Source organism: Stappia sp. MMSF_3263, from assembly GCF_030733745.1.
Lineage (GTDB): Bacteria > Pseudomonadota > Alphaproteobacteria > Rhizobiales > Stappiaceae > Stappia.
Window position 1 is genome coordinate 37358 of sequence record NZ_JASHIK010000006.1, and the last position, 21516, is coordinate 58873.

The window sequence follows — 21516 nt, forward strand, 5'->3', positions numbered from 1 at the left end:
CGACGGTCTGCAAGGGCCGTCGGCGTACCCATTCATGCAGGCCTTCAGCGGGCGAAGCGCCGCGCTCCGGCCACGCAGGCGATCACGGCAAGGGTGACGGCCAGCATCGTCCAGGTCACCGGTTCATGCAGCAGCCAGGCGGCAAGCGCCAGGCCGAGGAACGGCTGCAGCAGCTGCAACTGGCTCACCGCCGCAATGCCGCCCTGCGACAGTCCCCGGTACCAGAAGACGAAACCGATCAGCATGGAAAAGGACGACACATAGGCAAGCCCGGTCCATGCCGGCGGCGCGATGCCGGAAAAGCTGGCCGGCATCGACACGATGGCGAGCACGATCATCGCCGGCAGCGACAGGATGAGCGCCCAGGAGATCACCTGCCAGCCGCCCAGCCGGCGCGACAGGTGCGCCCCTTCCGCATAGCCCAGGCCGCAAACGACGATTGCCGCCAGCATCAGGAGATCGCCGGTCGACGAGGCGAACGCGCCCGCCGCCCCTCCCGTCCCGGCCGACAGCCCCTGCATCAGCGCGAAACCTGCGACGGCGGCGCTGCCGGCAAGCGAGAACAGCCAAAAGGCCGGCCGCGGCCGCTCACCGCCCCGGATCACCCCGAAGATGGCGGTGGCGAGCGGCAGCAGGCCGATGAAGACCATGGAATGCGCCGAGGTGACGTGCTGCAGCGCCAACGCGGTCAGCAGGGGAAAGCCGACGACAACCCCGAGCGCCACGATCGCAAGCGGAACGAGATCGGTCCGGGCCGGACGTTTTTCGCGAAAGGCCAGCACCAGCAGAAGTGCCAGCAGACCCGCGATGGCGGCCCGGGCAACGGTCAGGAACACCGGGTCGAATTGCAGCACCGCCGTCCGGGTTGCCGGCAGGGATCCGCTGAAAATCACCACGCCGATGAAACCGTTGATCCAGCCGCTTGTCGTCTTGTCCACGTCAGCCTCCGTTTGATTGCCCAGCCGCTATCGCGCGCCGGAGCCTGCGCAACCAGAGACAGTGGAATACAGTTTCGAAAAACTGTTAGGGTAACAACTGCAATACGGATCCTTGCAGAAGCCGGGTGGACGAATGACGGAGACGAGCGGGAACGGCACCCTGACGGAGCGCGTGATGAATGTGATCCGGCAGCGCATCGCCGGACGCAGCCTGCCTCCGGGGGCAAAGCTCCCCTCGATCCGGCGGATGGCCGGCCACATGCAGGTCTCGCCCTCGACCGTCGTCGAGGCCTATGAACGCCTGGTGGCCGAGGGACAGATCGCGGCGCGGCCGGGCTCGGGTTTCTATGTCACCAGCCATGCGGCCCCGCTCGCCCTGTCCCAGGTCGGCCCGAGGCGCGACCGCGCCATCGATCCGCTCTGGGTCTCCCGCCAGTCCCTGGAGGCCGGCGAGGCGGACCTCAAGCCCGGCTGTGGCTGGCTGCCCCCGTCATGGCTGCCCGAGGAGAACCTGCGCAAGGCGCTCAGGTCCCTCGCCCGCGCCGAAAGCAGCGCGCTTGCGGACTACGGGTCGCCGCTCGGTCTTTTCCCCATGCGGCAACTCATCGCCCGGCGGCTGGCGGAAAAGGGCGTAGAGGCTTTTCCCGAACAGATCCTGCTGACGGAATCGGGCACGCAGGGCATCGACCTCCTGTGCCGCCTGCTGGTCGAGCCGGGCGATATCGTGCTCGTCGACGACCCCTGCTACTTCAACTTCCAGGCGCTGCTGCGCGCCCACCGCGTCAGGATCGTCGGCGTCCCCTACACCCCCTCGGGGCCCGACATCGGGCGCCTCGCGGCGGTGCTGGGCGAGCACCGGCCACGGCTCTACATCACCAATTCCGCGATCCACAACCCGACCGGCGCCAGCTTGTCGCCGGTGACCGCTCACCGGGTGCTCAAACTGGCCGAACAGCACGGCCTGACCATCATCGAGGACGACATTTTCGCCGATATGGAGCATGTGGCAGCGCCCCGGCTCGCCGCCTTCGACGGCTTCGACCGGGTCATCCAGATCGGCAGCTTCTCCAAGACGCTGTCCGCCTCGATGCGCTGCGGCTATATCGCCGCGAGGCCCGACTGGATCGAGGGACTGGCGGATCTGAAGATCGCCACCAGCTTCGGCGGTGGCCGGCTCAATGCGGAGCTTGTGCTGGGCGTGCTGCGCGACGGTGGCTACCGGCGGCATCTGGAGACGCTGCGCGAGCGCCTCGCCCGCGCCATGGCCGAGGTTGCGCCCCGGTTGCGGGCGCTCGGCGTGATCCCCTGGATCGAGCCTCAGGCCGGCATGTTCCTGTGGTGCGAATTGCCCGGCGGCATCGATGCCGCCGACGTGGCGCGCGCCGCCCTGGTGCAGGGCGTGGTGCTGGCGCCGGGCGATGTCTTCAGCGTCTCGCGCTCGGCCACCAGCCACATGCGCTTCAACGTCTCGCAATGCCCCCCAAAAGTCTTCGACGTGCTGCGCGAGGCGATCCGGCAGGCGGGAGGATAGGGGAGGAATGCGGCAGCCCGCCTGGGTTGCGGATCCGCGCGGCATGAGGCACCGACCGCTTCCGGCACACAGGAAGCAGCTTCTCGCGATGGCTTCAGCTCAAGAAGAAAGTGGTGCCGGTGAACGGACTCGAACCGCCGACCCCATCATTACGAATGACGTGCTCTACCAACTGAGCTACACCGGCGCACCAGACCGGGGACATGGTTCCGGCCGCAAGCCGGGTCCCCGTATGTATCCCTGTCGCTTGCGTGACGTGACAACAGCCACTTGGGCCGTGCGACGCCGTACCGCCAGGGTGGCCGTGTGATAGCGGACAAGACCGCGCCGCGCAAGAGGCTTTGCGGTCCCCGCGCAAGCTTTTCAAGGCACCTCGCAAGACGGCCGATCGCAGGCAGCCAAATCAGCGTGACGGGGAAGAAGGACCGCGGCAGGCAGGATGCGACGGCATCGCTTCCCCCGCCATTCCAGCACTCCTGCCAGGACGCGGTCCGCACCCTGCCTCCGTGTCGTAGCCAGCCCCGATCGGGCGTGATCAGACGTGATCAGGCGGGGGCAGATGGTTCCGCCACGCTCAGTTGAAGAAGCGGTAGCCCGGCTTCTTCGGCGGTTCCTCGTCATCCCCGTCGGGGCCTGGGTCGTCGGGCATGTGCTTCAGCGGAAACTCGATCGGCCGCGACAGGTCCGGGCCCGCCTTCGCCGGCGATCCGCCGGCAGAAGCGGAGGTCTGCCCGGCCGGCTTCTTGTCGCCCGTCTCGGCAGACGGTTTCCCGGCCTCGCCGGCCGTGCCGTTGGCGGGTGCGGTCGAAACCGGAGCGGCGGCGCCAGCCCCGGTCGATCCGTCCGCCGGCGCCTTGCCCGGCGACTGCGCATCGGCCGTCTTCGGACCATCCGCAGGTGTCACGGCAGGCGACGTCGCCGTGGTCGGCGTCCTCGCCGCCTCCTCCCCGGCATCCCTCGGCAGGACAGACTTTTCAGGAGTGTCCGTCGCAGATGCGGCGGCGCGAGCCGGCGTGGCGGGTTCGGCTGCGTCCTCGACCACCTGCGCCTCCTCCACCGGCGGCACGGCAACGTCCGCGCGGGCACCGGACGCCCCCTCGCTCGAACGATCACCGGCCACAGGCGAAGCGGACGGGACATCCGCCGGAATGGAGGCCGCGACGGCCGGCAGTGCTTCGAACAAGGCCTCGTCCAGGGCTTCCAGCGAGGTGTCCTCATGGTCGAGCGTTGCCGGCGGCAAGGCCCATGTGAAGGCATCGAGCCGCCCGTCAACCGGCGACACCGGCGCCCAGCTCTCGCTGACCACGCCATCGGCCACCCAGGCGGGATCGGCCGGTGCACGCACCGCGCGGGCGAGCCATTCGCGCACCCGGCCGCGATCACCATGCTGGGTCTCTTCCAGTTCGGCCATCAGCAGAAAGACGCGGCGCGTCGGCTCCAGCGTCAGCGCAGCCTTCAGCTGGGCACGGGCCAGCGCATAGTCCGAGGCCTCCAGCGCGGCGCGCGCCAGGGCCAGCGCGCCCTCGACATTGTGGGCGCGCAGCGCCGCCAGCGCCTTCACCCGCTTCAGCCGGTCGAGCGCCGAATCGCCGTTGCGCGCATGGGCATAGGCCTCGGCGAGCTCGGGATGGGGATTGAGCTTCCAGCTGGTCTCCACCACCTTCATCGCCTTGCGGATGTCGCCGCGCCGCGTCGCCAGCCGCGCGGCAACCACGGCCGCCGGCACCAATGCCGGTGCCAGGCCGTGCGCCTCCCCGGCAAGGCCGCGCGCCGCGTCCGGATCGCGGTCCTCGCATTCGAGCGCCTGCGCGGTCAGCAGCACCGCCTTGTGGCGGCGGAAGGTCTTCTTGTCGACCAGCTTGGCCGCGTAATTGCGCTCCAGCGACTTGATCGCCTCCTCCCAGTCACCGGACACCGCCTGATAGCCGAGCACCGCCCGCCCCGCCCAGGGCAGGCCCGGCACCAGCTTCGCCGCTTCCTCGGCATAGTGGAGCGCCGCCACCGGCTCGCCGAGCCGCTCCGCCTCGACATAGAGCCCGTGCAGGCCGACGGCCTTGAGATCCGGGTCCTCGAGCATCGCCTCGAAGCGGCCGCGTGCCTCCTCGTGCCGGCCGGCAAGCTGCGCGCTCTGGGCCAGCAGCAGTTCGGCCGCCGGCTCCTGCCTCAAGAGCTTCTGCGCCTCGTTGCCCTGGCGCGAGGCCGTCACGGCATCGCCGACGCCCAGCGCCAGCATGCCGCGCGACAGCGCCTCATAGCCCCGATCCTTGCGGCGGCGGCGGAAGAAGCGCCCGACAAGCCCGGGCGAGCGCAGGATGAAGAGCGCCAGGTTCCACACGATGATGCCGGCGGCCAGCAGCGCGAAAAGCGCCACGGCCGCGGTCATCAGCCCGGCCTCGATCCGGTATCCCTGCCAGTCGAGAGTGATCACGCCGGGCCGGTCGGCGAGCCACGCGGCCCCCAGCGCGACGACAAACAGCAGGGCAATGAAAATCAGCAAGCGGATCATGGTCGTCTACTCTCCCCGGCGAATGTCCGGTCGGCCCGGACACTGTCCGGATCGGCTGAGGGCGGCGCGGGCGGGCCCGCGCCGGTCGTCACCTGTCAGTTCGAGGCAGCCGGCGCGGCCGCCTGCCCCATCGATTTGAGCACATCGCCGGTCACCCGGTCGACAAGCGCATCGGCCGCCAGCCGGGCCCGCGCATCGGCGACCCATCCGGCGCCGGCCGAGCGCACATCCTCCGGCAACTCGTCATAGGCCTCAAGCGCGCCGGCGAAGTCGCCGCGCCCGACACGCGCCTCCATACGGCCGAGCGCCGCCTGCGGGGTTGCCGCGTCGCTCTCGCCCGGCTGGCGGACCGACACCAGCGAGCGGGCGTTGGAGAGCAGGCTGTCGACGAGATCGCCTTCGGCCGGCGCATCCATGGCAGCCGACATCCGCCGCGCCGCCGCCGCGAACTCCTCGCGCAGGGCCGTGCGCGTCGGCACGCCCGCCTGCGCCCGCGCCGTGAGGTCCGAAAGATCGGTGCCCTGCGGCAGTACCGAGGCAACGGCAGCCAGTTCCGTGGCGAAGGGGGCACCGCGGTCCATCGCCGACTTCAACGCCGAGACGGCCACCGCCCGGGCGGCTGTCTCGCGCGCGCTGGCATCGCCCATCTGCGCCTCGATCGGAGCAATGCGCTCTTCCAGCGCCGCAAGACGCGTACTCACATCCTTCAACCCGGTGTCCAGCCGCGCTTCCAGTGCCGACTGGCCCTTGCCGAGCGTGTCGAGATCGCCGCCGAGCGCGGCAACCTGCCCCTTCGTGCTGTCGAACGCCTGTTGGAGCGCGGCGGTTCCCTCGTTCAGGCTCGCGATCTCGCCTTCTACGGCCTCGAGACCCGCTGCGTCACCGCTCAGTCCTTCAAGCGTCGCCGCCTGCTCGCCTTGCGTCTTCGCCAGCCCCTCGACCGATTGCACGAGCTTTGCCTGCGCGTCCTGGAGGCTGGCAAGCCCGGCGCTCTCACCCGCCCCGTCAGAGGAGACGAAACGGCGCAACTCGGAAAGCCCGTTCTCGATCTCGGCGATGCGGGACGAGGCTTCCTGCGAAATCGACGAGGAGGCCCCGCCGGCAAGGCCCTCAAGCGTGGCTTCAAGCTCGGAAATGCGCGTGCGCACCGCCGCCATGTCGTTCGTGGCGCCGGATGCCGCTTCCTGGCCCTGGCTGAGTTCGGCGATCCGGGTCTCGAGCCCGGAAACGCGGTTCTGCGCTTCCGCGATCACGGTCCGCAGTTCGGCGGAAGGCGCCGGGGCCGGCAGCAGCCCGGCCTTGCCCGCGCCCCAGGCACCGGCAAGCGCGACGACGCCGCCGACCAGCGAGGCGGCGATCAGACCGCCGAGGCCGGTCGAGGACCGAGGCGCATCATCCCTGCCTGCCGCCGGTCCGGTCCTCGTCGAGGCGGGGGACGAATCCGGGCGCGGTGGCGAGGATGCCTGCTTTTCGGATGCTGCGGCGGAAGACGCACTCGCCGAGGACGCAGCGCCCGCTTTCGCGTCGGCCGCCGTCCCGGATGAAGGCCTGGCAGGATCGCTCGCGGCGGACGCACCGGCGGCGGATGCGGCCGGTTTCGGCGAGGCGGTAGACGCGCTCGCCCCCGCTGTCGCCCCGCCCGCCGTGTCTGGCCGGGGAACATCCCCGGACTTTGGTGAGGCCGAAGCGGTCTGCGCGGCCGTCGCACCGGACGCCTTGGTCTCCGCCGGCTTCGCCCCGGACGCAGAAGCGCCGGATGTTGCAGTCGGTTTGGTGTCGCCGGCCTTCGCGGAGGCCGCGCCCGCGGGAGCCGAATCCGGCTTCTGCACGCCGGGCTTTGCCTGTGCCGTGCCGCCGGCACTACCTGAGCCGGAAGCAGGGCCGGAGCCCGGCGTCGCCGGCCGTGACGATGCGGCAGCTGCTGAAGCGGGAGCCTCGCCGGACTTGCCGGCATTCACTTCCCTGGCTTCCAGGTCGATGGTCACCGGCTTGCGCTGCGAGCCGCCGGCGGGTTTGCTCGCGCCCTTGGGCGAGGCGGTCTTCGGATCCGGCTTCTTGCTGTCGGCAGCCATGGATGGTCTCTCCCTTGCGGTCATGCGCCCGTCCTGCCGCGCCATGGCGGCTTCGCGTTGCCCGCCCCACTATAGCGCGAGCCGGCGCGGACTTCAGATCCTTCGTCCTATGCCTTTGTCTATGTTCGCCGCTTTCGCGGTGCAAAACAAATCTGGTGTCTCACAACTCCCCCGCCGGCAGCAGGTCGAGAAGCGCGTCCTCCTCGCAGCGCTCGGCCACCACGACGGTCCCCAAGCCCTCCAACGGCTCTCCCGCCTGACCTGAGATTGCCAGGAAACGGAAGTCCGGGCGGTCCCCCCAGCAACGCAGGGCGCTGGAAAGGGCAAGCGCGGACCGCCGCGAGTAGACAGGAGCAATGACGGGATGCCCGTCGTCATCCGCCGCAAGGGCGGACCGCTCCGCGTCCGGGATCGCATTGAGCCGCTCCATCGCATAGGTCTCCACCAGCCGGCATTCGAAACCCCGCCGGGCAAGCGTGCCGGCGAGGTCTCCGGACCGCTCCCGCCCGGCCAGATACAGGATTGGCGCGCGGGGGCAGGCCCCGTCGATCAGCCGGATAAGATCGGAGAGCGTGCCGCCCGCCTCCGCGACCATCTCGAACCCCGCCGCGCGCGCTGCCAGTGCCGTTGCCGCGCCCACGGCAAAGACCGGCAGATGCAGATAGGGCGCGAGGCGACCCGTGCCGGCCATGGCCTCGAGACTGCGCGCGCTGGTCACCGCAACGGCGCCGACATCGCCGGGCTCGGGCAGGGCATTGCCGTCGGGCGGCACCGGCCGGAAGACAAGCAGCGGCGCCACATGCACCCGATGGCCAAGCGCCGCGATCCGTGCGGCGCTGCGCGCGGCGGCCGGCATCGGTCGCGTCACCAGAACCCGCGCCATCCTCCTCACCCGGAGAAGAAGCCGGGACCGCCACGGCGCTTCAGCTCGGCGCCGGCGTCCCTGCCGATTGCTTCGGCGTCGGCCGGCGCGCCCACGCGCGTGGTCTCGTGCTGGGTGCGCCCGTCCGGCGTCAGGATCAGCCCGGCGAACCGCAGCTCGCCTTCGACCAGCCTGGCCAGTCCGCCGATCGGCGTCCGGCAGGAGCCGTCGAGCACCCGCAGGAACGCCCGCTCGGCGACAAGGCAGGTCTCGGTCTCGGCGTGATGGATGGCGGCAAGCAGATCGCGCGTCCTTGCATCGTCGACGCGCGCCTCGATGCAGATCGCGCCCTGGCCGACGGCGGGAAGGAACTCGTCCGTCCCGATCACCGAGGTCACCACCTCGCCAAGGCCGAGCCGTTTCAGCCCGGCATGGGCCAGCAGCGTGGCATCGACAACCCCGTCGGCCAGCTTCTGCAGCCGCGTCTGCACGTTGCCGCGATACATGACCACGTCGATGTCGGGACGCAGCCGCTTGATCATCGCCTGCCGGCGCAGGCTGGAGGAGCCGACCACCGCGCCGTGCGGCAGGTCCTGCAGGCGCGCCGCCTTGTGGGAGATGAAGGCGTCGCGCACATCCTCGCGCGGCAGGAAGGCAACCAGGTCCAGCCCCTCGGGCAGCACCGTCGGCATGTCCTTCGACGAATGCACGGCGATGTCGATCCCGCCCTCGAGCATCGCCGCCTCGATCTCCTTGGTGAACAGCCCCTTGCCGCCGACCTCGGACAGCGGCCGGTCCTGGATACGGTCTCCCGATGTCTTGATGACGACGATCTCGAACGCGTCTTCGGCAAGGCCATGGGCACGCATCAGCCGGTCGCGCGTCTCGTGGGCCTGGGCCAGCGCCAGGGCGCTGCCGCGCGTGCCGATGCGCAAGGGAGAAGCGGAATGTTTTGTTTGCAAGGATATCGGTCCTGGTGTTACGCGGGTGGCGTCCGACAGGCGGAACATGAATGATAAGCCCTGATACCGCATCGGCCAATGCAGCCGAAACCAATTTCCGGTCCGGCGGCGCCATTACGGTCCTCGGCATCGAGACGAGCTGCGACGAAACCGCGGCAGCCCTCGTGCGGCTCCGCGCCGATGGCGGGCGCGACATTCTGTCCGACATCATCCGCTCGCAGACCGCGGATCATGCCGCCTTCGGCGGCGTCGTGCCGGAAATCGCAGCCCGCGCCCATATCCGCATCCTCGACAGGCTGGTCGCCGCGGCCCTGGCCGAGGCCGGTCTCGGTTTTGCCGATCTCGATGCGATCGCCGCGACCGCCGGCCCCGGCCTGATCGGCGGCGTCATCGTCGGGCTGACGACGGCAAAGGCCATCGCGCTGGCATGCGACAGGCCGCTTGTCGCCGTCAATCACCTGGAAGGTCACGCCCTGACCGCGCGGCTCACCGACGATGTCGCCTTTCCCTATCTGTTGCTGCTTGTCTCGGGCGGTCATACCCAGTTCCTGCTGGTCGAGGGCGTCGGACGCTACCGCCGCCTCGGCTCGACCATCGACGATGCGCTCGGCGAGGCCTTCGACAAGACCGCAAAGCTGCTCCAGCTTGGCTTTCCCGGCGGCCCGGCCGTGGAACGCGCCGCCCGCGGCGGTGATCCGCGACGATTTTCCCTGCCCCGCCCCATGCTTGACCGCCCGGGGGCCGACCTCTCCTTCGCCGGCCTCAAGACCGCCGTGCGCACCGCAGCCCACGCCGCCGCCCCGTTGGCGCCTGCCGATATCGCCGACCTTTGCGCCGGCTTCCAGGCTGCCGTCACCGACGTCATCGGCGAAAAGAGCCGGCGCGCGCTGGCGCTGTTCGCCGCCGAATACCCGCAAGTCGATCCGGTGCTGGTCGTCGCCGGCGGTGTCGCCGCCAACACCGCCATCCGCGCCCGGCTCGACGAAGAGGCGCGCCGGGCAGGCGCCCGCCTGATCGCGCCGCCGGCCCGGCTTTGCACCGACAACGCGGCGATGATCGCCTGGGCCGGGATCGAACGGCTGGTGGCCGCGCGCGCGGCCGGCGTGGTGCTGGATGACCGCGATGCCAGTGCGCGTCCGCGCTGGCCGCTCGACACACAGACAGCCAGCCTCTTCGGTTCGGGGCGAAAGGGAGCCAAGGCGTGAACGATCCGCGTTTCTTCGAGGGCACCGTCTGCGACCGCCTGCCCGAGCGCTTCGACCGGCTCAAGCACAAGGCCTATATCTACCTGACCTGCGGCCGCGAACTGCTGGTCTTCCGCCAGCCGGACCAGCCGGAAGTCGGCCTGCAGGTGCCCGGCGGCACCGTCGATCCCGGCGAAAGCCACCTGATTGCCGCCTGCCGCGAGTTTCGCGAAGAGACAGGCCTCGTCATGCAGCAGGCGCTCGACATGCTCGGCGAACAGACCGTCCTCTTCGACAACGCCCAGGGCCGCGACATCCACGCCCGCCGTCTCTATCACGCCCGGTTGCGCAAGGGTGCCGCACGGCGCGAACGCTGGCAGCATTTCGAGATGACACCCTCCGCCGGCGGCGACCCGATCCGCTTCGAGCTGTTCTGGATCGATGTGTCCCAGGCGCTTGCCCTTGGCGCGACGCGCTTCTTCACCGGCTTCCACGCACCGCTCGGCGAGCTTGGCAGGCGGCTGGAGCAAGAAGCATGAGCGGTCAGCACCAGCCGGTCGCCATCGACCGGATCGCCGTCATCGGCGGCGGCGCCTGGGCCAGCGCGCTGGCGCTCACCGCCGCACGCGCCGGGCGCCAGGTGATGCTCTGGGCCCGCGATCCGCGAACGGTGCAGGCAATCAACGCGGGAGAGGGCAATCCGGCCTACCTCCCGGGCATAGCCTTCGACCGGGCAATCACGGCAACCGGGGATCTCGGCGTGGCGCTCGAACGCGCCGACGCCGTGCTGCTGGTGACGCCCGCGCAGACAACGCGGGCGATGGCGGAAGCGCTCGCGCCGCATCTCGCGCCGGCGACGCCGGTCGTTCTGTGCGCCAAGGGCATCGAACGCGACACCGGCCTGCTGCTCGGCGAGGTGCTGAGCCAGGCAGCGCCCGCGTGCCGACCCGCCGTTCTCTCCGGCCCGAGCTTCGCCGGTGACGTGGCGCGCGGCCTGCCAACCGCCGTGACGCTGGCCGCCGCGGACGGCGACCTTGCCGACGCGCTCTCGCAAGCCCTGGCCGGCACCCAGTTCCGCCCCTATGCCTCGACAGACCTTGTCGGCGTGCAGGTCGGCGGCGCGCTGAAGAACGTGCTGGCGATCGCCTGCGGCGCCGTGGCCGGCAAGGGCTGGGGGGCAAGCGCGCTGGCAGCGCTCACCGCGCGTGGCTTCGCCGAGCTGACACGGCTGGGCCTTGCCCTCGGCGCAAGGCCGGAAACGCTGACAGGCCTCTCCGGTCTGGGCGATCTCGTGCTGACCTGTTCCTCGCCGCAGTCGAGGAACTTCGCCTTCGGTCTTGCGCTGGGAGAAGGCCGCAGCGTGGCGGAGCTTGCCGCCGGAGGCAAGCTTGCCGAGGGTGTCCATTCCGCCGCAATTGCCGTCGACCTGGCCGCCCGGCACGGCATCGAGATGCCGATCGGCGCGGCCGTGTCCGCCGTCCTTGAAGGGCGCATCGGCCTCGACGCGGCGCTGACCGGCCTGATGACCCGCCCCTTGCGCCGCGAGGCGTGACCGCGCCTCGCGCGGGCACCGGCTTGCGGCCGCTGGCGAACCGGTTATCTATGGCCGCACAGTCTTTTGCGCATCATCCGAAATCAGGAAGGACCATCATGCTCTATGCCCTGATCTGCACCGACAAGCCCGGTGCCCTGCAGACCCGTCTCGACAACCGCGCCGACCACCTCGCCTTTCTCAAGGCGATGGGCGACAAGCTCAAGGCCGCCGGCCCCTTTCTCGACGACGACGGCGGCATGACCGGCTCGCTGGTGGTGATCGAGGCCGCCAATCGCGACGAGGCGCTCGCCGTCGCCTCCGAGGATCCTTACGCCCGCGCCGGTCTGTTCGAAAGCGTCGAGATCCGGCCGTGGAACTGGGTCATCAAGAACCCGGAGGCCTGACGCATGCGCTACTGGCTGTTCAAGTCCGAACCGGACAAGTGGTCCTGGGACAAGCAGAAGGCAAAGGGCGAGGCCGGCGAACAATGGGACGGCGTGCGCAACTACCAGGCGCGCAACAACATGCGCGAGATGAAGCTCGGCGACCGCGGCTTCTTCTACCATTCCAATGACGGCAAGGAGGTCGTCGGCATCGTCGAGGTCTGCGCCCTGGCCCATCCCGACACGACGACCGACGATCCGCGCTGGGAATGCGTGGACATCAAGGCGGTTCGCGACGTGCCGAAACCGGTGACCCTCGCCGACGTCAAGGCCGAGCCGAGGCTTGCGCAAATGGCGCTCGTCACGTCGATGCGCCTGTCGGTGCAGCCGGTGACGGAGGAGGAATGGAAGATCGTCTGCGAGATGGGCGGCGTGACCGACGCATGACGCCGCCGGTCGATCCGCGCGCCTTCGTGCTGGCGAACACGCGGGTCCACCGGGTGCCGCATGCGCCGGAAATCCGGCTGCATCTTGCCGACGAGGCGGTGGCGCTGTGGCAGAAGACCGAGGACGATCTCGGCGCCATCGGCCTGCCGCCGCCCTTCTGGGCCTTCGCCTGGGCCGGCGGACAGGCGCTCGCCCGCTACCTGCTCGACAATCCGGGCACGGTCGCAGGGCGCAGCGTCCACGACTTCGCCACCGGCTCCGGGCTTGCCGCAATCGCCGCCGTACTGGCCGGTGCCACGTCGGTCACCGCCTGCGACATCGACCGTTTCGCGCTCGCCGCGACCCGTCTCAACATGGAGCTGAACGGCGTCGACTTCGAACTTTCCGGCGAGGACCCGCTCGACCTGCCGCCACCGCGCGCCGAGGTGATCCTGACCGGCGACGTCTTCTACGAAAAACCGATGGCGATCCGGGTACTTGCCTGGGCCGACCGGGCGCTCGCCGCCGGGTCGCGTGTGCTGGTCGGCGATCCGGGCCGAGCCTACCTGCCCAGGGAGAGGCTCGAATGTCTCGCCACCTATGACGTACCGGTGAACCGGTCGCTCGAGGACTTCGAGATCAAGCGCTCCAGCGTGTTCGAGCTGCACACACCGTCCCTGGCCTGACGCAGCGGCGTGCTCGAAACCGGCGACTGATGCAGCCGAAATCACCGTCGGGACTTGCGCGCCGGCCCGTTTTCGGCGTCAGATACGGCCCTCTTCGCGGCCATGTCGGCAATTTCGCCGCACTCCGCCCATCCGACAGCTTTCGAGGACCGTCATGCCGATCATCAATCGTTTCGCCGACCTCTCCGAGGAAATCACCGAGTGGCGTCGCGACATCCATGCCCATCCGGAATTGCTCTATGACACGCATCGCACCTCCGAAGTGGTCGCCGACAAACTGAAGGCCTTCGGCGTCGACGAGATCGCCACCGGCATCGGCCGCACCGGCGTCGTCGGCGTGATCAAGGGCCGCAACACCGGCTCGGGCAAGGTGATCGGCCTGCGCGCCGACATGGACGCGCTGCCGCTCGACGAGATCACCGGCAAGCCCTATGCCTCGACCGTCCCCGGCAAGATGCACGCCTGCGGCCATGACGGCCACACCGCCATGCTGCTGGGCGCGGCCAAGTATCTCTCCGAGACCCGCAATTTCGACGGCACCGTGGTGGTCATCTTCCAGCCGGCGGAAGAGGGCGGGGCCGGCGCCAAGGCGATGATCGAGGACGGGTTGATGGACCGCTTCGGCATCCAGGAAGTCTACGGCATGCACAACATGCCCGGCGCGCCGGTCGGCACGTTCCACATCCGCCCGGGCTCGATCATGGCGGCTGCCGACCGCATCCAGATCGACATCGAAGGCGTCGGCGGCCACGCGGCCAAGCCGAACGACGTGGTCGACACCATTCTCGTCGGCAGCCACATCGTCCAGGCGGTCCAGTCGATCGCCAGCCGCAATGTCGATCCGCTGAAGTCCGTGGTTGTCTCGATCACCACCTTCAACGCCGGCTTCACCGACAACGTCATCCCGCAAACGGCCGTGCTGCGCGGCACGGTGCGCACGCTCGACGCGGATGTGCGCGATCTCGCCGAAAAGCGGCTGAAGGAGATCGTGCCGACAATCGCCGCCGCCTTCGGCGCCAAGGCGAGCGTCAACTACATTCGCGACTACCCGATCACGGTCAACCACGAGGCCCAGACCGACTTCGCCGTCGGCATCGCCCGCGACATCGCCGGATCGGACAATGTGGTGACGGACGTCGCCCCGACCATGGGCGGCGAGGATTTCTCCTTCATGCTGCAGGAGCGCCCCGGCGCCTTCATCTTCGCCGGAAACGGCGACAGCGCGATGCTTCATCATCCCGCCTACGACTTCAACGACGAGCTGATTCCGGTCGGCTGCTCCTACTGGGTAAAGCTCGTCGAGACGGCGATGCCGGCGGGTTGACGACACTGCATGGCCGGCGCGGGGACAGACCCATGCCCCCGCCCCGCGCCCATGACCTCATGCCCGTGACCCTGCGCCGATGACCTTGCGCCCATGACCCCTGTCGTCTCCCGGCTGTCCCTGCTGACCGCTTACGCGCTTGCCGGCGCCCTGATCGGGCTGGTCGTCATTCACCCCGCAGTGCTCGCCATAACCTGGATCGAGTACAGCGCACTGGTGCCCGACGCACCCACTCTGACCGCATTCCTGACCGACCGCCTGCTGCTTCTCGTCGTGCCGCGCCATCTGCACATGGCGGTCGCCTTTGCCCTGGTGGGAGCACTGGTCGGCCTCGGTTTCGGTTTCTTCACCCGCGCCTATCTGGATCTTTCACGCGGCATCCGCTTCTTTCGCGAGATCCATGGCGACGAAATCCCGACCCTGATCCGGGGCGGCGAGACGGCCAGCGTCGAGTTCAAGTCGACGATGCGTTGGGACATCAAGGAGGAACGGGTCAACAAGGCCCTGGAAACGGTGATCGCCAAGACGATCGCAGGCTTTTTCAATGCCCGCGGCGGCCGGCTACTGATCGGCGTCGCGGACGATGGCACCGTGCTCGGTCTCGAGGCCGACTACGCAACGCTGCGCCACGGCAACCGGGACGGTTTCGAACGCGCCATCGCCGACATCGTCACGCGGCTTCTTGGCGGCGACCTTTGTCCGGCGCTGCAGACCACCTTCGCCAGCCTCGATGGCCACGACATCTGCATGGTGCTGGTCCAGCCGGCGCCGCGCGCCGTCTATCTGAACGATGCCGGCAAGACCCATTTCTATGTCCGCAGCGGCAACTCCACCCGGCAGCTCGAGCTGCGCGAGGCGATGGAATATGCCCGCACCCGCTGGCCCTGAGGCGATCCACCCATGCCTGAAATCTCCGAGCTTCCCGGGCTTCTCGCCGCGCCCGGCATGTCCGTCACGGCACAGGTCCTGCTCGTGCTCGTCAGCTTCGCCACCTCGGCGGTCTCCGCCGCCTTCGGCCTTGGCGGCGGCATGATGCTGATCGCGATCATGGCCCAGGCGATGCCGATCCCGGCGCTGGTCCCCGTTCACGGCGTCGTCCAGATGGGCTCCAACGCCGGACGCGCGCTGGTGCTGCTGAAACATGTCAACTGGCCGGCGGCCCTGTGGTTCATGCTCGGCGCCGCCGCCGGGGCGGTCTTCGGCGGCGCCGTCGCCATCTCCCTACCGGCCGCCGCCGTGCGCCTTGGTCTGGGCCTGTTCATCCTGTGGATGGTCTGGGGCCGGGCGCCGCGTTTCGACCGCGCGCCGAAACGGGCCATGGCCGGCGCCGGACTGGTGGCCACCGGCCTCAGCATGATCTTCGGCGCCACCGGCCCGATCGGCGGCGCCGTGCTCTCCGCCATCGGCCTCGCGCGGCAGGCCTTCGTCGCCACCCAGGCGGTGACCGCACTGGTGATGCATGTCTTCAAGATCGTCGTCTTCGGCCTGCTCGGTTTCGTCTTCGCCCCATGGCTGGGCCTCATCCTGGCGATGATCGCCAGCGGCTTCATCGGCACGCTCGCCGGCACCAGAGTGCTGGCCCGCATGCCGGAAACGATATTCCGGACCGGCTTCCGCCTCGTCATGACGCTGCTTGCCGGCAGCCTTCTCCTGCGCGGGCTCGCCGACCTTTTCACCGCCTGATGTCCCCTCGACCGGGCTCCGACTGAACGCAAGGATCCTTCCGATGACCGCACCCAAGCCGCAAACCGACCGACCGGTGACGCGCGCCGATATCGAAGCCGCAGCCGACCGGATCGCCGGTCATGTTCGTCGCACACCGGTGATCGAAAGCGGCGCGGGTTCCCTCGGGCTCGATATCTCCATCTCGCTGAAACTGGAGCAGTTGCAGCATTCCGGCTCGTTCAAGGCGCGCGGCGCCTTCAACACGCTGCTGTCGGCGGACGTGCCCGAGACGGGCGTGGCCGCGGCCTCCGGCGGCAACCACGGCGCGGCCGTCGCTTACGCGGCCCGCACGCTCGGACTGCCGGCCGACATCTTCGTGCCGGAGACCTCCTCGCCCGCCAAGATCGCCCGCATCCGGGCCGCCGGCGCGCGCCTGCATGTGGGCGGCGCACGCTACGCCGACGCGGCCGAGGCCTGTGCCCGTCACCGCGCCGCAACCGGCGCCATGGACATCCACGCCTATGATGCGGCCGCGACAATCGCCGGGCAGGGCACCACGGCGCTGGAATGGCTGGAACAGGTGCCCGATCTCGACACCGTGCTGATCGCCGTCGGCGGCGGCGGGTTGATTTCCGGTTGCGCGCTGTGGCTTGAGGGCCGGGTCAAGGTCGTCGCGGTCGAACCGGAAGGCTCCTGCGCCCTGCATGCGGCCCTTGCCGCCGGTGCGCCGGTCGACGTGACCGTCGACAGCCTCGCCGCCGACAGCCTCGGCGCCAAGCGCTGCGGCGACCTCGTCCACGCCATCTGCGCCACGCGCATCGCCAAAAGCGTACTGGTCGGCGACGACGCCATCCGCGATGCGCAGACACGGCTCTGGCGCGATCTGCAGACGGTCGCCGAACCGGGCGGCGCGACGGCGCTGGCCGCGCTGACCTCCGGAGCCTATGCGCCCGAGCCCGGCGAACGGGTCGGCGTGCTCGTCTGCGGCGGCAATGTCGCGCTCGAGACCATCGCCGCGACGTAAGGCCTGTCGGACCGCTTGGCCCCGGCCGCGCCTCCCCCCTCTACCGCTTGCCATCGGCCGCGCGAGGCTCTAGCAGAAGCGGAAAACAGGTTTCACGCTTCCAACGAACGAGGATACGCCCCATGACGACCCACACGCTTCTTCTCCTGCCCGGCGACGGCATCGGCCCGGAAATCATGGTCGAGGTGAAGAAGGTCCTTGCCTGGTTCAACGCCCGCGGCACGGTCAGCTTCGAAACGGACGAGGATCTCGTCGGCGGCGCAGCCTATGATGCCCACGGCAAGGCGATCTCCGACGCGGCAATGGACAAGGCGATGGCCGCCGACGCGGTGCTGTTCGGCGCCGTCGGCGGACCCAAGTGGGACAGCGTTCCCTATGACGTGCGCCCCGAAGCCGGCCTGCTGCGCCTGCGCAAGGACATGCAGCTCTTCGCCAACCTGCGCCCGGCGATCTGCTATCCGGCGCTCGCCGACGCTTCCTCGCTGAAGCCCGAAGTGGTCGAGGGCCTCGACATCCTGATCCTGCGCGAGCTCACCGGCGGCGTCTATTTCGGCGAGCCGAAGGAGATCACCGAGCTTGGCAACGGCCAGAAGCGCGCCGTCGACACCCAGGTCTACGAAAGCTACGAGATCGATCGCATCGCCCGCGCCGCCTTCGAGCTTGCCCGCACCCGCGGCGGCAAGGTCACCTCGATGGAAAAGCGCAACGTGATGAAGTCCGGCGTGCTGTGGAACGAGGTCGTCACCCAGGCCCATGCCGACTATCAGGACGTCAAGCTCGAGCACATGCTCGCCGATGCCGGCGGCATGCAGCTGGTACGCTGGCCCAAGCAGTTCGACGTCATCGTCACCGACAACCTGTTCGGCGACATGCTTTCGGATGTCGCGGCGATGCTCACCGGCTCGCTCGGCATGCTGCCTTCGGCCTCGCTCGGCGCGCCCGATCCCGAGACCGGCAAGCGCAAGGCGCTGTACGAGCCGGTGCACGGCTCCGCCCCCGACATTGCCGGCCAGGGCGCGGCCAACCCGATCGCCATGATCGCCAGCTTCGCCATGTGCCTGCGCTATTCCTTCGAGCTCGTGGCCGAGGCCGACCTGCTCGAAAAAGCGATCTCCGCGGCGCTCGACAAGGGGCTGCGCACCCGCGACATCGCGCAGAAGGGCGAGGCAACCATCAGCACGTCCCAGATGGGCGATGCCATCGTCGCCGAACTGGACGCGCTGAGCGCCTGATAGAGGCCACGCAACCGCAAAGAAAAACCCGGCGCCGCAGAAGTGGCGCCGGGTTTTTTGTTCGTTCTGCCTGTCGGCCGCGAAGCGCGGCGGGACCTCACGCTGTCGCGTCGTCGTCCAGGGCGCGCGCCTCGTCGGGGAGCATGATCGGGATGCCGTCGCGAATCGGATAGGCAAGCTTGGCCGCCCGCGAGATCAGTTCCTGACGCTCGCTGTCGTATTCCAGTGTCGTCTTGGTCAAGGGGCAGACGAGCAGCTCGAGAAGCTTGCGATCGAGCACATGCCCAGTGTCGGGCCTGGTCTCGGGCTTGCTGTCATTCCCGGTTCCGGAAGCGGTATCGGTTGCCATGGCACAGGTCTCCGGCATAGGGGCGCGGCGGCCTCCGTTCTTCGATCCCAACCGGGGCGCCGCCGTCCCGATTGCTGCCATGCGGCCGCTCCTATTGCAAGGTCATGCCGTCGTCGCCCTCGCGTCGGGCAAGGTCCACTTCCGTCAGCGCCACCAGGGTCTCCGCCCGCGTGCGCAGGTCCGGCGCCTCCAGCAGCGCCTGCTTTTCCGCCGGGCCGTAGGGGCTCATCATCGACAGGGCATTGACCAGGACCTCCGTCGACGCGCGGTCGATGCTCTCCCAGTCGGCCTCCAGGTCGTTGGCGTCCAGGTAGATGCGAAGCGCCTTGACCAGGCCCTCCCTGTCGACGGCGCTCTCGCCACGTCCCGTGTCGAAATCCATGGTGAAATCCTCGACCGATATCCGGCCGATCCGGTACGGGGTGACGGTTTCCAGTTCTTCTTCCAGGGTGAAGCGGGCGATCCCGGTAAGCGTCACCAGATAGCGGCCGTCGCCCGTCTCCTGATAGGCGACGATACGGCCCAGGCAACCGACCGTGACGAGCGGCGGCGTGTCGTCCCCGTCCGTTCCCCCGATATTGAAGTCCGGCTGGATCATCCCCACCACCCGGTCGCCCTTCAACGCCGCGTCGATCATCGCCACGTAACGCGGTTCGAAAATGTTGAGCGGCATCTGCGCCTTGGGCAGCAGAACGGCACCCGTCAGCGGGAACAGCGGCACGGTGGCCGGCAGGTCGCCCGGGGCGGAATAGGTGGCATTTCCGGCAAGCATCGCGGGATCACTCTCCAGGCGGTCTGTGCGGCGGGCGGCAGCTGTCAAGGCACGCCTGCCCGTCTCCTTGTCCTGTCTATATGGGAAAGGAGACGGCCGGCGACCACCCGGCCGGCGACCACCCGGCCGGCGGCACAGCGCAGGAAACCGCGCCGCTTGCCGCAGCCGCAAGCGGCCTTGTCCCTAGCTGAACAGCACGGAAGAGAGCTTGCGGCGGCCGTAGCCGGTCGCCGGCTCCTTTGCCCCCCAGGCCTCGAAGAACTGCAGCAGCTGCTTGCGCGCCCCGTCCTCGTTCCAGCTCCGGTCGCGGCGCACGATCTCGATCAGGTGATCCACCGCCTGCTGGCGATCAGCGCCCGAGCCGAGCGCCACGGCAAGGTCGAACCGCGCCTGATGATCGGCCGGATCGGCGGCGATGCGCGCCTCCAGTTCCGCAAGATCGCCCAGCGCCCCGGCCTGTTCGGCCAGGTCGATCGCCGCCCTCGCGGCACTGATCGCGGGATCCTTGGCCGCCGCCTCGGGCGCGGCATCGAGGACCTCGCGCGCCTTGTCGAGCGCATCGGCCGCCACATAGCATTGGGCGAGCCCGCCGATCGCGGCCCCGTTCTCTGCTTCCATCGACAGCACAGCGCCGTAGAGCTGGGCGGCGCGGGCCAGATCGCCGGCCTCGCGCGCGGCCTCCGCCTCGCCCAGCACCTGCTCCGCGTCGCTCGGCCCGATCGGCCCGGCGACACGTTCGATGAAGGCCTTGATCTGGCTCTCCTGCTGGGCTCCCATGAAGCCGTCCAGCGGCTGACCGTTCTTGAAGGCAATGACGGCGGGGATCGACTGGATGCCGAGCTGGCCGGCGACTTCCGGATGCTCGTCGATGTTCATCTTGGCCAGCACCACCGCGCCGCGCGCATCGCGCACGACCTTTTCCAGGATCGGCGTCAGCTGCTTGCAAGGCCCGCACCACGGCGCCCAGAAATCAACCAGGACCACCTGCTGCCGGGACGCCTCGATGACGTCGCTCATGAAGGTCTGGGTGGTCACGTCCCGGATCACGTCGGCACCGGAGGCCGGCACCGCCTGACCCTGCGGATCAACCAGACCGGATGCGGGGTGTCCGGCCGGGGCGGCGGGCTGACCGGTTGCCTGACCCTGCGACTGCCCGGATGCCGGTCCCGAGCCGTATCCTGCACCGCCGAAGGACCCGCCAAAGCTGCCTCCGACCGAGAAACCGTCATTGCTCATCGTCATCGTCCCCGATTGCGCGCGCCGCCTTCCTGCCGGGCGTGCCGCGCCTGTTTCTCAAGCCTTGCGGCCGGTCCCGGCGCCGGAAGCGCGCGGGCCGGTCTGCGGTTCGTCCGCCGCGCAGTCACGGCGCGTCAATTCGCGCCTAACATGGGCGCAAGGGCGGTAAAATTCAAACCTCGCGCGCGCTCTGCAGGATCAGGTCCCCGAAACCGCCACGACCAGCGGCTCGTGCCCGCATGCCCGGGCGAAGGCGATCAGCCCCTCGCTTGCGACGGTTGTCGTTGCCGTGTTCTCCAGCGGATGGAAGTTGAGCGGGTCGACCTCCATCATCGCCGCGTCAAAAACGGCGGTCACCCGCTGTCCTTGCCGGTCGTTGATCAGCGCGAAGGGCGTCACCGAACCGGGCTCCACACCGAGCACCTCCATCAAGAGGTCCGGCTTGCCGAAGGAGACCCTTCCCTGCGCGCCGATCTTCTGGTGAATGGTCTTCAGGTCGATCTGCGCATCGTGCAGCGCCACGACGAGAAAGATCGCCCCCTTCTTGTCCTTCAGGAAGAGGTTCTTGGTGTGGCCGCCCGGGATCTCGTCATGAATCCGCGTCGATTCGGCGACGGTGAAGACGGCCGGATGGTCGCGTGTGGAAACCGCGATCCCGGACGCGGAGAGAAAGGCGAAAAGATCTTCGCGGCTGGCGGGCATTCGGCGGTCCTGGTCTGTCTGCCGCCTCGCCGGCCGAAGCCGTCAAGGCGATGAAAACGCATCGGATGCGGACCCTAGCCGAGGCAATGGCGGGGGCACAAGCCAAGGCCCCGAAAGCCGCGTTGCGC

At 69.1% G+C, this 21516-nt stretch carries 21 protein-coding genes and 1 tRNA gene; 12 read left to right on the top strand and 10 right to left on the bottom strand.

All coding sequences use genetic code 11. The annotated features are described in order from the left end of the window. Nucleotides 1–44: 44 nt before the first annotated feature. Nucleotides 45–938 carry a DMT family transporter gene (locus RBB46_RS08755; protein WP_306028610.1) on the bottom strand — a complete coding sequence of 298 codons (894 nt, stop codon included), beginning with the start codon at nucleotides 936–938 and terminating at the stop codon, nucleotides 45–47. A gap of 133 nt (nucleotides 939–1071) precedes the next feature. Here RBB46_RS08755 and RBB46_RS08760 point away from each other — a divergent pair, with 133 nt between their 5' ends. Then, entirely contained in the window at nucleotides 1072–2469 is a 1398-nt protein-coding gene (locus tag RBB46_RS08760) for a PLP-dependent aminotransferase family protein (protein ID WP_306028611.1), read from the top strand. A 111-nt stretch (nucleotides 2470–2580) separates the two neighbouring features. On the opposite strand, the gene RBB46_RS08765 is transcribed toward RBB46_RS08760, so the two are convergent. From RBB46_RS08765 to hemC, 5 genes are all read right to left on the bottom strand, one after another. Further along, nucleotides 2581–2656: transfer RNA gene (locus RBB46_RS08765), tRNA-Thr, on the bottom strand. Between the two features lie 387 nt (nucleotides 2657–3043). Next, complete coding sequence (locus tag RBB46_RS08770) at nucleotides 3044–4975, bottom strand: heme biosynthesis protein HemY (protein ID WP_306028612.1); 1932 nt, start codon at nucleotides 4973–4975, stop codon at nucleotides 3044–3046. A 95-nt stretch (nucleotides 4976–5070) separates the two neighbouring features. Beyond that, on the bottom strand, nucleotides 5071–7047 hold the full coding sequence (locus RBB46_RS08775) for a COG4223 family protein (protein WP_306028613.1): 1977 nt from the start codon (nucleotides 7045–7047) through the stop codon (nucleotides 5071–5073). Nucleotides 7048–7207: 160 nt separating this feature from the next. Continuing rightward, nucleotides 7208–7930: a uroporphyrinogen-III synthase gene (locus tag RBB46_RS08780; protein ID WP_306028614.1), complete on the bottom strand. Its 723-nt coding sequence runs from the start codon at nucleotides 7928–7930 to the stop codon at nucleotides 7208–7210. A gap of 5 nt (nucleotides 7931–7935) precedes the next feature. Then, nucleotides 7936–8871 carry a hydroxymethylbilane synthase gene (gene hemC, locus RBB46_RS08785; RefSeq protein ID WP_306028615.1) on the bottom strand — a complete coding sequence of 312 codons (936 nt, stop codon included), beginning with the start codon at nucleotides 8869–8871 and terminating at the stop codon, nucleotides 7936–7938. Nucleotides 8872–8921: 50 nt separating this feature from the next. On the opposite strand from hemC, the gene tsaD reads away from it, so the two are divergent. The 11 genes from tsaD (at nucleotide 8922) to leuB (ending at nucleotide 18329) form a co-directional block, all read left to right on the top strand. Beyond that, nucleotides 8922–10076, top strand: coding sequence for a tRNA (adenosine(37)-N6)-threonylcarbamoyltransferase complex transferase subunit TsaD (gene tsaD / locus RBB46_RS08790; RefSeq protein ID WP_306028616.1), 1155 nt, complete (start codon nucleotides 8922–8924; stop codon nucleotides 10074–10076). Next, on the top strand, nucleotides 10073–10594 hold the full coding sequence (locus RBB46_RS08795) for an NUDIX domain-containing protein (protein WP_306028617.1): 522 nt from the start codon (nucleotides 10073–10075) through the stop codon (nucleotides 10592–10594). The genes tsaD and RBB46_RS08795 overlap by 4 nt, the downstream gene beginning before the upstream one ends. Then, nucleotides 10591–11607 (top strand): NAD(P)H-dependent glycerol-3-phosphate dehydrogenase, encoded by a 1017-nt coding sequence (locus RBB46_RS08800; protein ID WP_306028618.1) that lies wholly within the window; start codon nucleotides 10591–10593, stop codon nucleotides 11605–11607. The genes RBB46_RS08795 and RBB46_RS08800 overlap by 4 nt, the downstream gene beginning before the upstream one ends. 98 nt (nucleotides 11608–11705) lie before the next feature. Next, nucleotides 11706–11993 carry a YciI-like protein gene (locus RBB46_RS08805; protein WP_067224394.1) on the top strand — a complete coding sequence of 96 codons (288 nt, stop codon included), beginning with the start codon at nucleotides 11706–11708 and terminating at the stop codon, nucleotides 11991–11993. Nucleotides 11994–11996: 3 nt separating this feature from the next. Then, nucleotides 11997–12419 (top strand): EVE domain-containing protein, encoded by a 423-nt coding sequence (locus RBB46_RS08810; protein ID WP_306028619.1) that lies wholly within the window; start codon nucleotides 11997–11999, stop codon nucleotides 12417–12419. Next, a complete protein-coding gene (locus RBB46_RS08815; protein WP_306028750.1) occupies nucleotides 12416–13084 on the top strand; it encodes a methyltransferase in 669 nt (222 codons plus the stop codon). Before RBB46_RS08810 ends, RBB46_RS08815 begins: the two co-directional genes overlap by 4 nt. 154 nt (nucleotides 13085–13238) lie before the next feature. After that, entirely contained in the window at nucleotides 13239–14408 is a 1170-nt protein-coding gene (locus tag RBB46_RS08820; RefSeq protein WP_306028620.1) for a M20 aminoacylase family protein, read from the top strand. 93 nt (nucleotides 14409–14501) lie between these two features. Next, nucleotides 14502–15296, top strand: coding sequence for a helix-turn-helix domain-containing protein (locus RBB46_RS08825; protein WP_306028621.1), 795 nt, complete (start codon nucleotides 14502–14504; stop codon nucleotides 15294–15296). 12 nt (nucleotides 15297–15308) lie between these two features. After that, entirely contained in the window at nucleotides 15309–16091 is a 783-nt protein-coding gene (locus RBB46_RS08830) for a sulfite exporter TauE/SafE family protein (RefSeq protein WP_306028622.1), read from the top strand. Nucleotides 16092–16134: 43 nt separating this feature from the next. Then, a complete protein-coding gene (locus RBB46_RS08835) occupies nucleotides 16135–17097 on the top strand; it encodes a threonine/serine dehydratase (protein WP_306028623.1) in 963 nt (320 codons plus the stop codon). A 122-nt stretch (nucleotides 17098–17219) separates the two neighbouring features. After that, nucleotides 17220–18329 carry a 3-isopropylmalate dehydrogenase gene (gene leuB / locus RBB46_RS08840; protein WP_306028624.1) on the top strand — a complete coding sequence of 370 codons (1110 nt, stop codon included), beginning with the start codon at nucleotides 17220–17222 and terminating at the stop codon, nucleotides 18327–18329. Between the two features lie 97 nt (nucleotides 18330–18426). Here leuB and RBB46_RS08845 read toward each other — a convergent pair whose 3' ends face one another. From RBB46_RS08845 to RBB46_RS08860, 4 genes are all read right to left on the bottom strand, one after another. Continuing rightward, complete coding sequence (locus RBB46_RS08845) at nucleotides 18427–18678, bottom strand: Trm112 family protein (protein WP_336623150.1); 252 nt, start codon at nucleotides 18676–18678, stop codon at nucleotides 18427–18429. 91 nt (nucleotides 18679–18769) lie between these two features. Beyond that, complete coding sequence (locus RBB46_RS08850) at nucleotides 18770–19450, bottom strand: LON peptidase substrate-binding domain-containing protein (RefSeq protein ID WP_306028625.1); 681 nt, start codon at nucleotides 19448–19450, stop codon at nucleotides 18770–18772. A 183-nt stretch (nucleotides 19451–19633) separates the two neighbouring features. Then, nucleotides 19634–20686, bottom strand: coding sequence for a thioredoxin (gene trxA / locus RBB46_RS08855; protein ID WP_306028626.1), 1053 nt, complete (start codon nucleotides 20684–20686; stop codon nucleotides 19634–19636). A 198-nt stretch (nucleotides 20687–20884) separates the two neighbouring features. Continuing rightward, nucleotides 20885–21388: a prolyl-tRNA synthetase associated domain-containing protein gene (locus RBB46_RS08860; protein WP_306028627.1), complete on the bottom strand. Its 504-nt coding sequence runs from the start codon at nucleotides 21386–21388 to the stop codon at nucleotides 20885–20887. Nucleotides 21389–21516 lie beyond the last annotated feature (128 nt).

What these genes read in the sequence shown, in the direction of transcription:
- RBB46_RS08835 (WP_306028623.1), top strand. Translation starts at nt 16,135, where the DNA reads ATGACCGCACCCAAGCCGCAAACCGACCGACCGGTGACGCGCGCCGAT.
- RBB46_RS08775 (WP_306028613.1), bottom strand. Translation starts at nt 7,047, where the DNA reads ATGGCTGCCGACAGCAAGAAGCCGGATCCGAAGACCGCCTCGCCCAAG.
- RBB46_RS08770 (WP_306028612.1), bottom strand. Translation starts at nt 4,975, where the DNA reads ATGATCCGCTTGCTGATTTTCATTGCCCTGCTGTTTGTCGTCGCGCTG.
- RBB46_RS08805 (WP_067224394.1), top strand. Translation starts at nt 11,706, where the DNA reads ATGCTCTATGCCCTGATCTGCACCGACAAGCCCGGTGCCCTGCAGACC.
- RBB46_RS08845 (WP_336623150.1), bottom strand. Translation starts at nt 18,678, where the DNA reads ATGGCAACCGATACCGCTTCCGGAACCGGGAATGACAGCAAGCCCGAG.
- RBB46_RS08800 (WP_306028618.1), top strand. Translation starts at nt 10,591, where the DNA reads ATGAGCGGTCAGCACCAGCCGGTCGCCATCGACCGGATCGCCGTCATC.
- RBB46_RS08830 (WP_306028622.1), top strand. Translation starts at nt 15,309, where the DNA reads ATGCCTGAAATCTCCGAGCTTCCCGGGCTTCTCGCCGCGCCCGGCATG.
- RBB46_RS08825 (WP_306028621.1), top strand. Translation starts at nt 14,502, where the DNA reads ATGACCCCTGTCGTCTCCCGGCTGTCCCTGCTGACCGCTTACGCGCTT.
- RBB46_RS08850 (WP_306028625.1), bottom strand. Translation starts at nt 19,450, where the DNA reads ATGCTTGCCGGAAATGCCACCTATTCCGCCCCGGGCGACCTGCCGGCC.
- tsaD (WP_306028616.1), top strand. Translation starts at nt 8,922, where the DNA reads ATGATAAGCCCTGATACCGCATCGGCCAATGCAGCCGAAACCAATTTC.
- RBB46_RS08760 (WP_306028611.1), top strand. Translation starts at nt 1,072, where the DNA reads ATGACGGAGACGAGCGGGAACGGCACCCTGACGGAGCGCGTGATGAAT.
- RBB46_RS08780 (WP_306028614.1), bottom strand. Translation starts at nt 7,930, where the DNA reads ATGGCGCGGGTTCTGGTGACGCGACCGATGCCGGCCGCCGCGCGCAGC.
- RBB46_RS08860 (WP_306028627.1), bottom strand. Translation starts at nt 21,388, where the DNA reads ATGCCCGCCAGCCGCGAAGATCTTTTCGCCTTTCTCTCCGCGTCCGGG.
- leuB (WP_306028624.1), top strand. Translation starts at nt 17,220, where the DNA reads ATGACGACCCACACGCTTCTTCTCCTGCCCGGCGACGGCATCGGCCCG.
- RBB46_RS08810 (WP_306028619.1), top strand. Translation starts at nt 11,997, where the DNA reads ATGCGCTACTGGCTGTTCAAGTCCGAACCGGACAAGTGGTCCTGGGAC.
- RBB46_RS08820 (WP_306028620.1), top strand. Translation starts at nt 13,239, where the DNA reads ATGCCGATCATCAATCGTTTCGCCGACCTCTCCGAGGAAATCACCGAG.
- trxA (WP_306028626.1), bottom strand. Translation starts at nt 20,686, where the DNA reads ATGAGCAATGACGGTTTCTCGGTCGGAGGCAGCTTTGGCGGGTCCTTC.
- RBB46_RS08815 (WP_306028750.1), top strand. Translation starts at nt 12,416, where the DNA reads ATGACGCCGCCGGTCGATCCGCGCGCCTTCGTGCTGGCGAACACGCGG.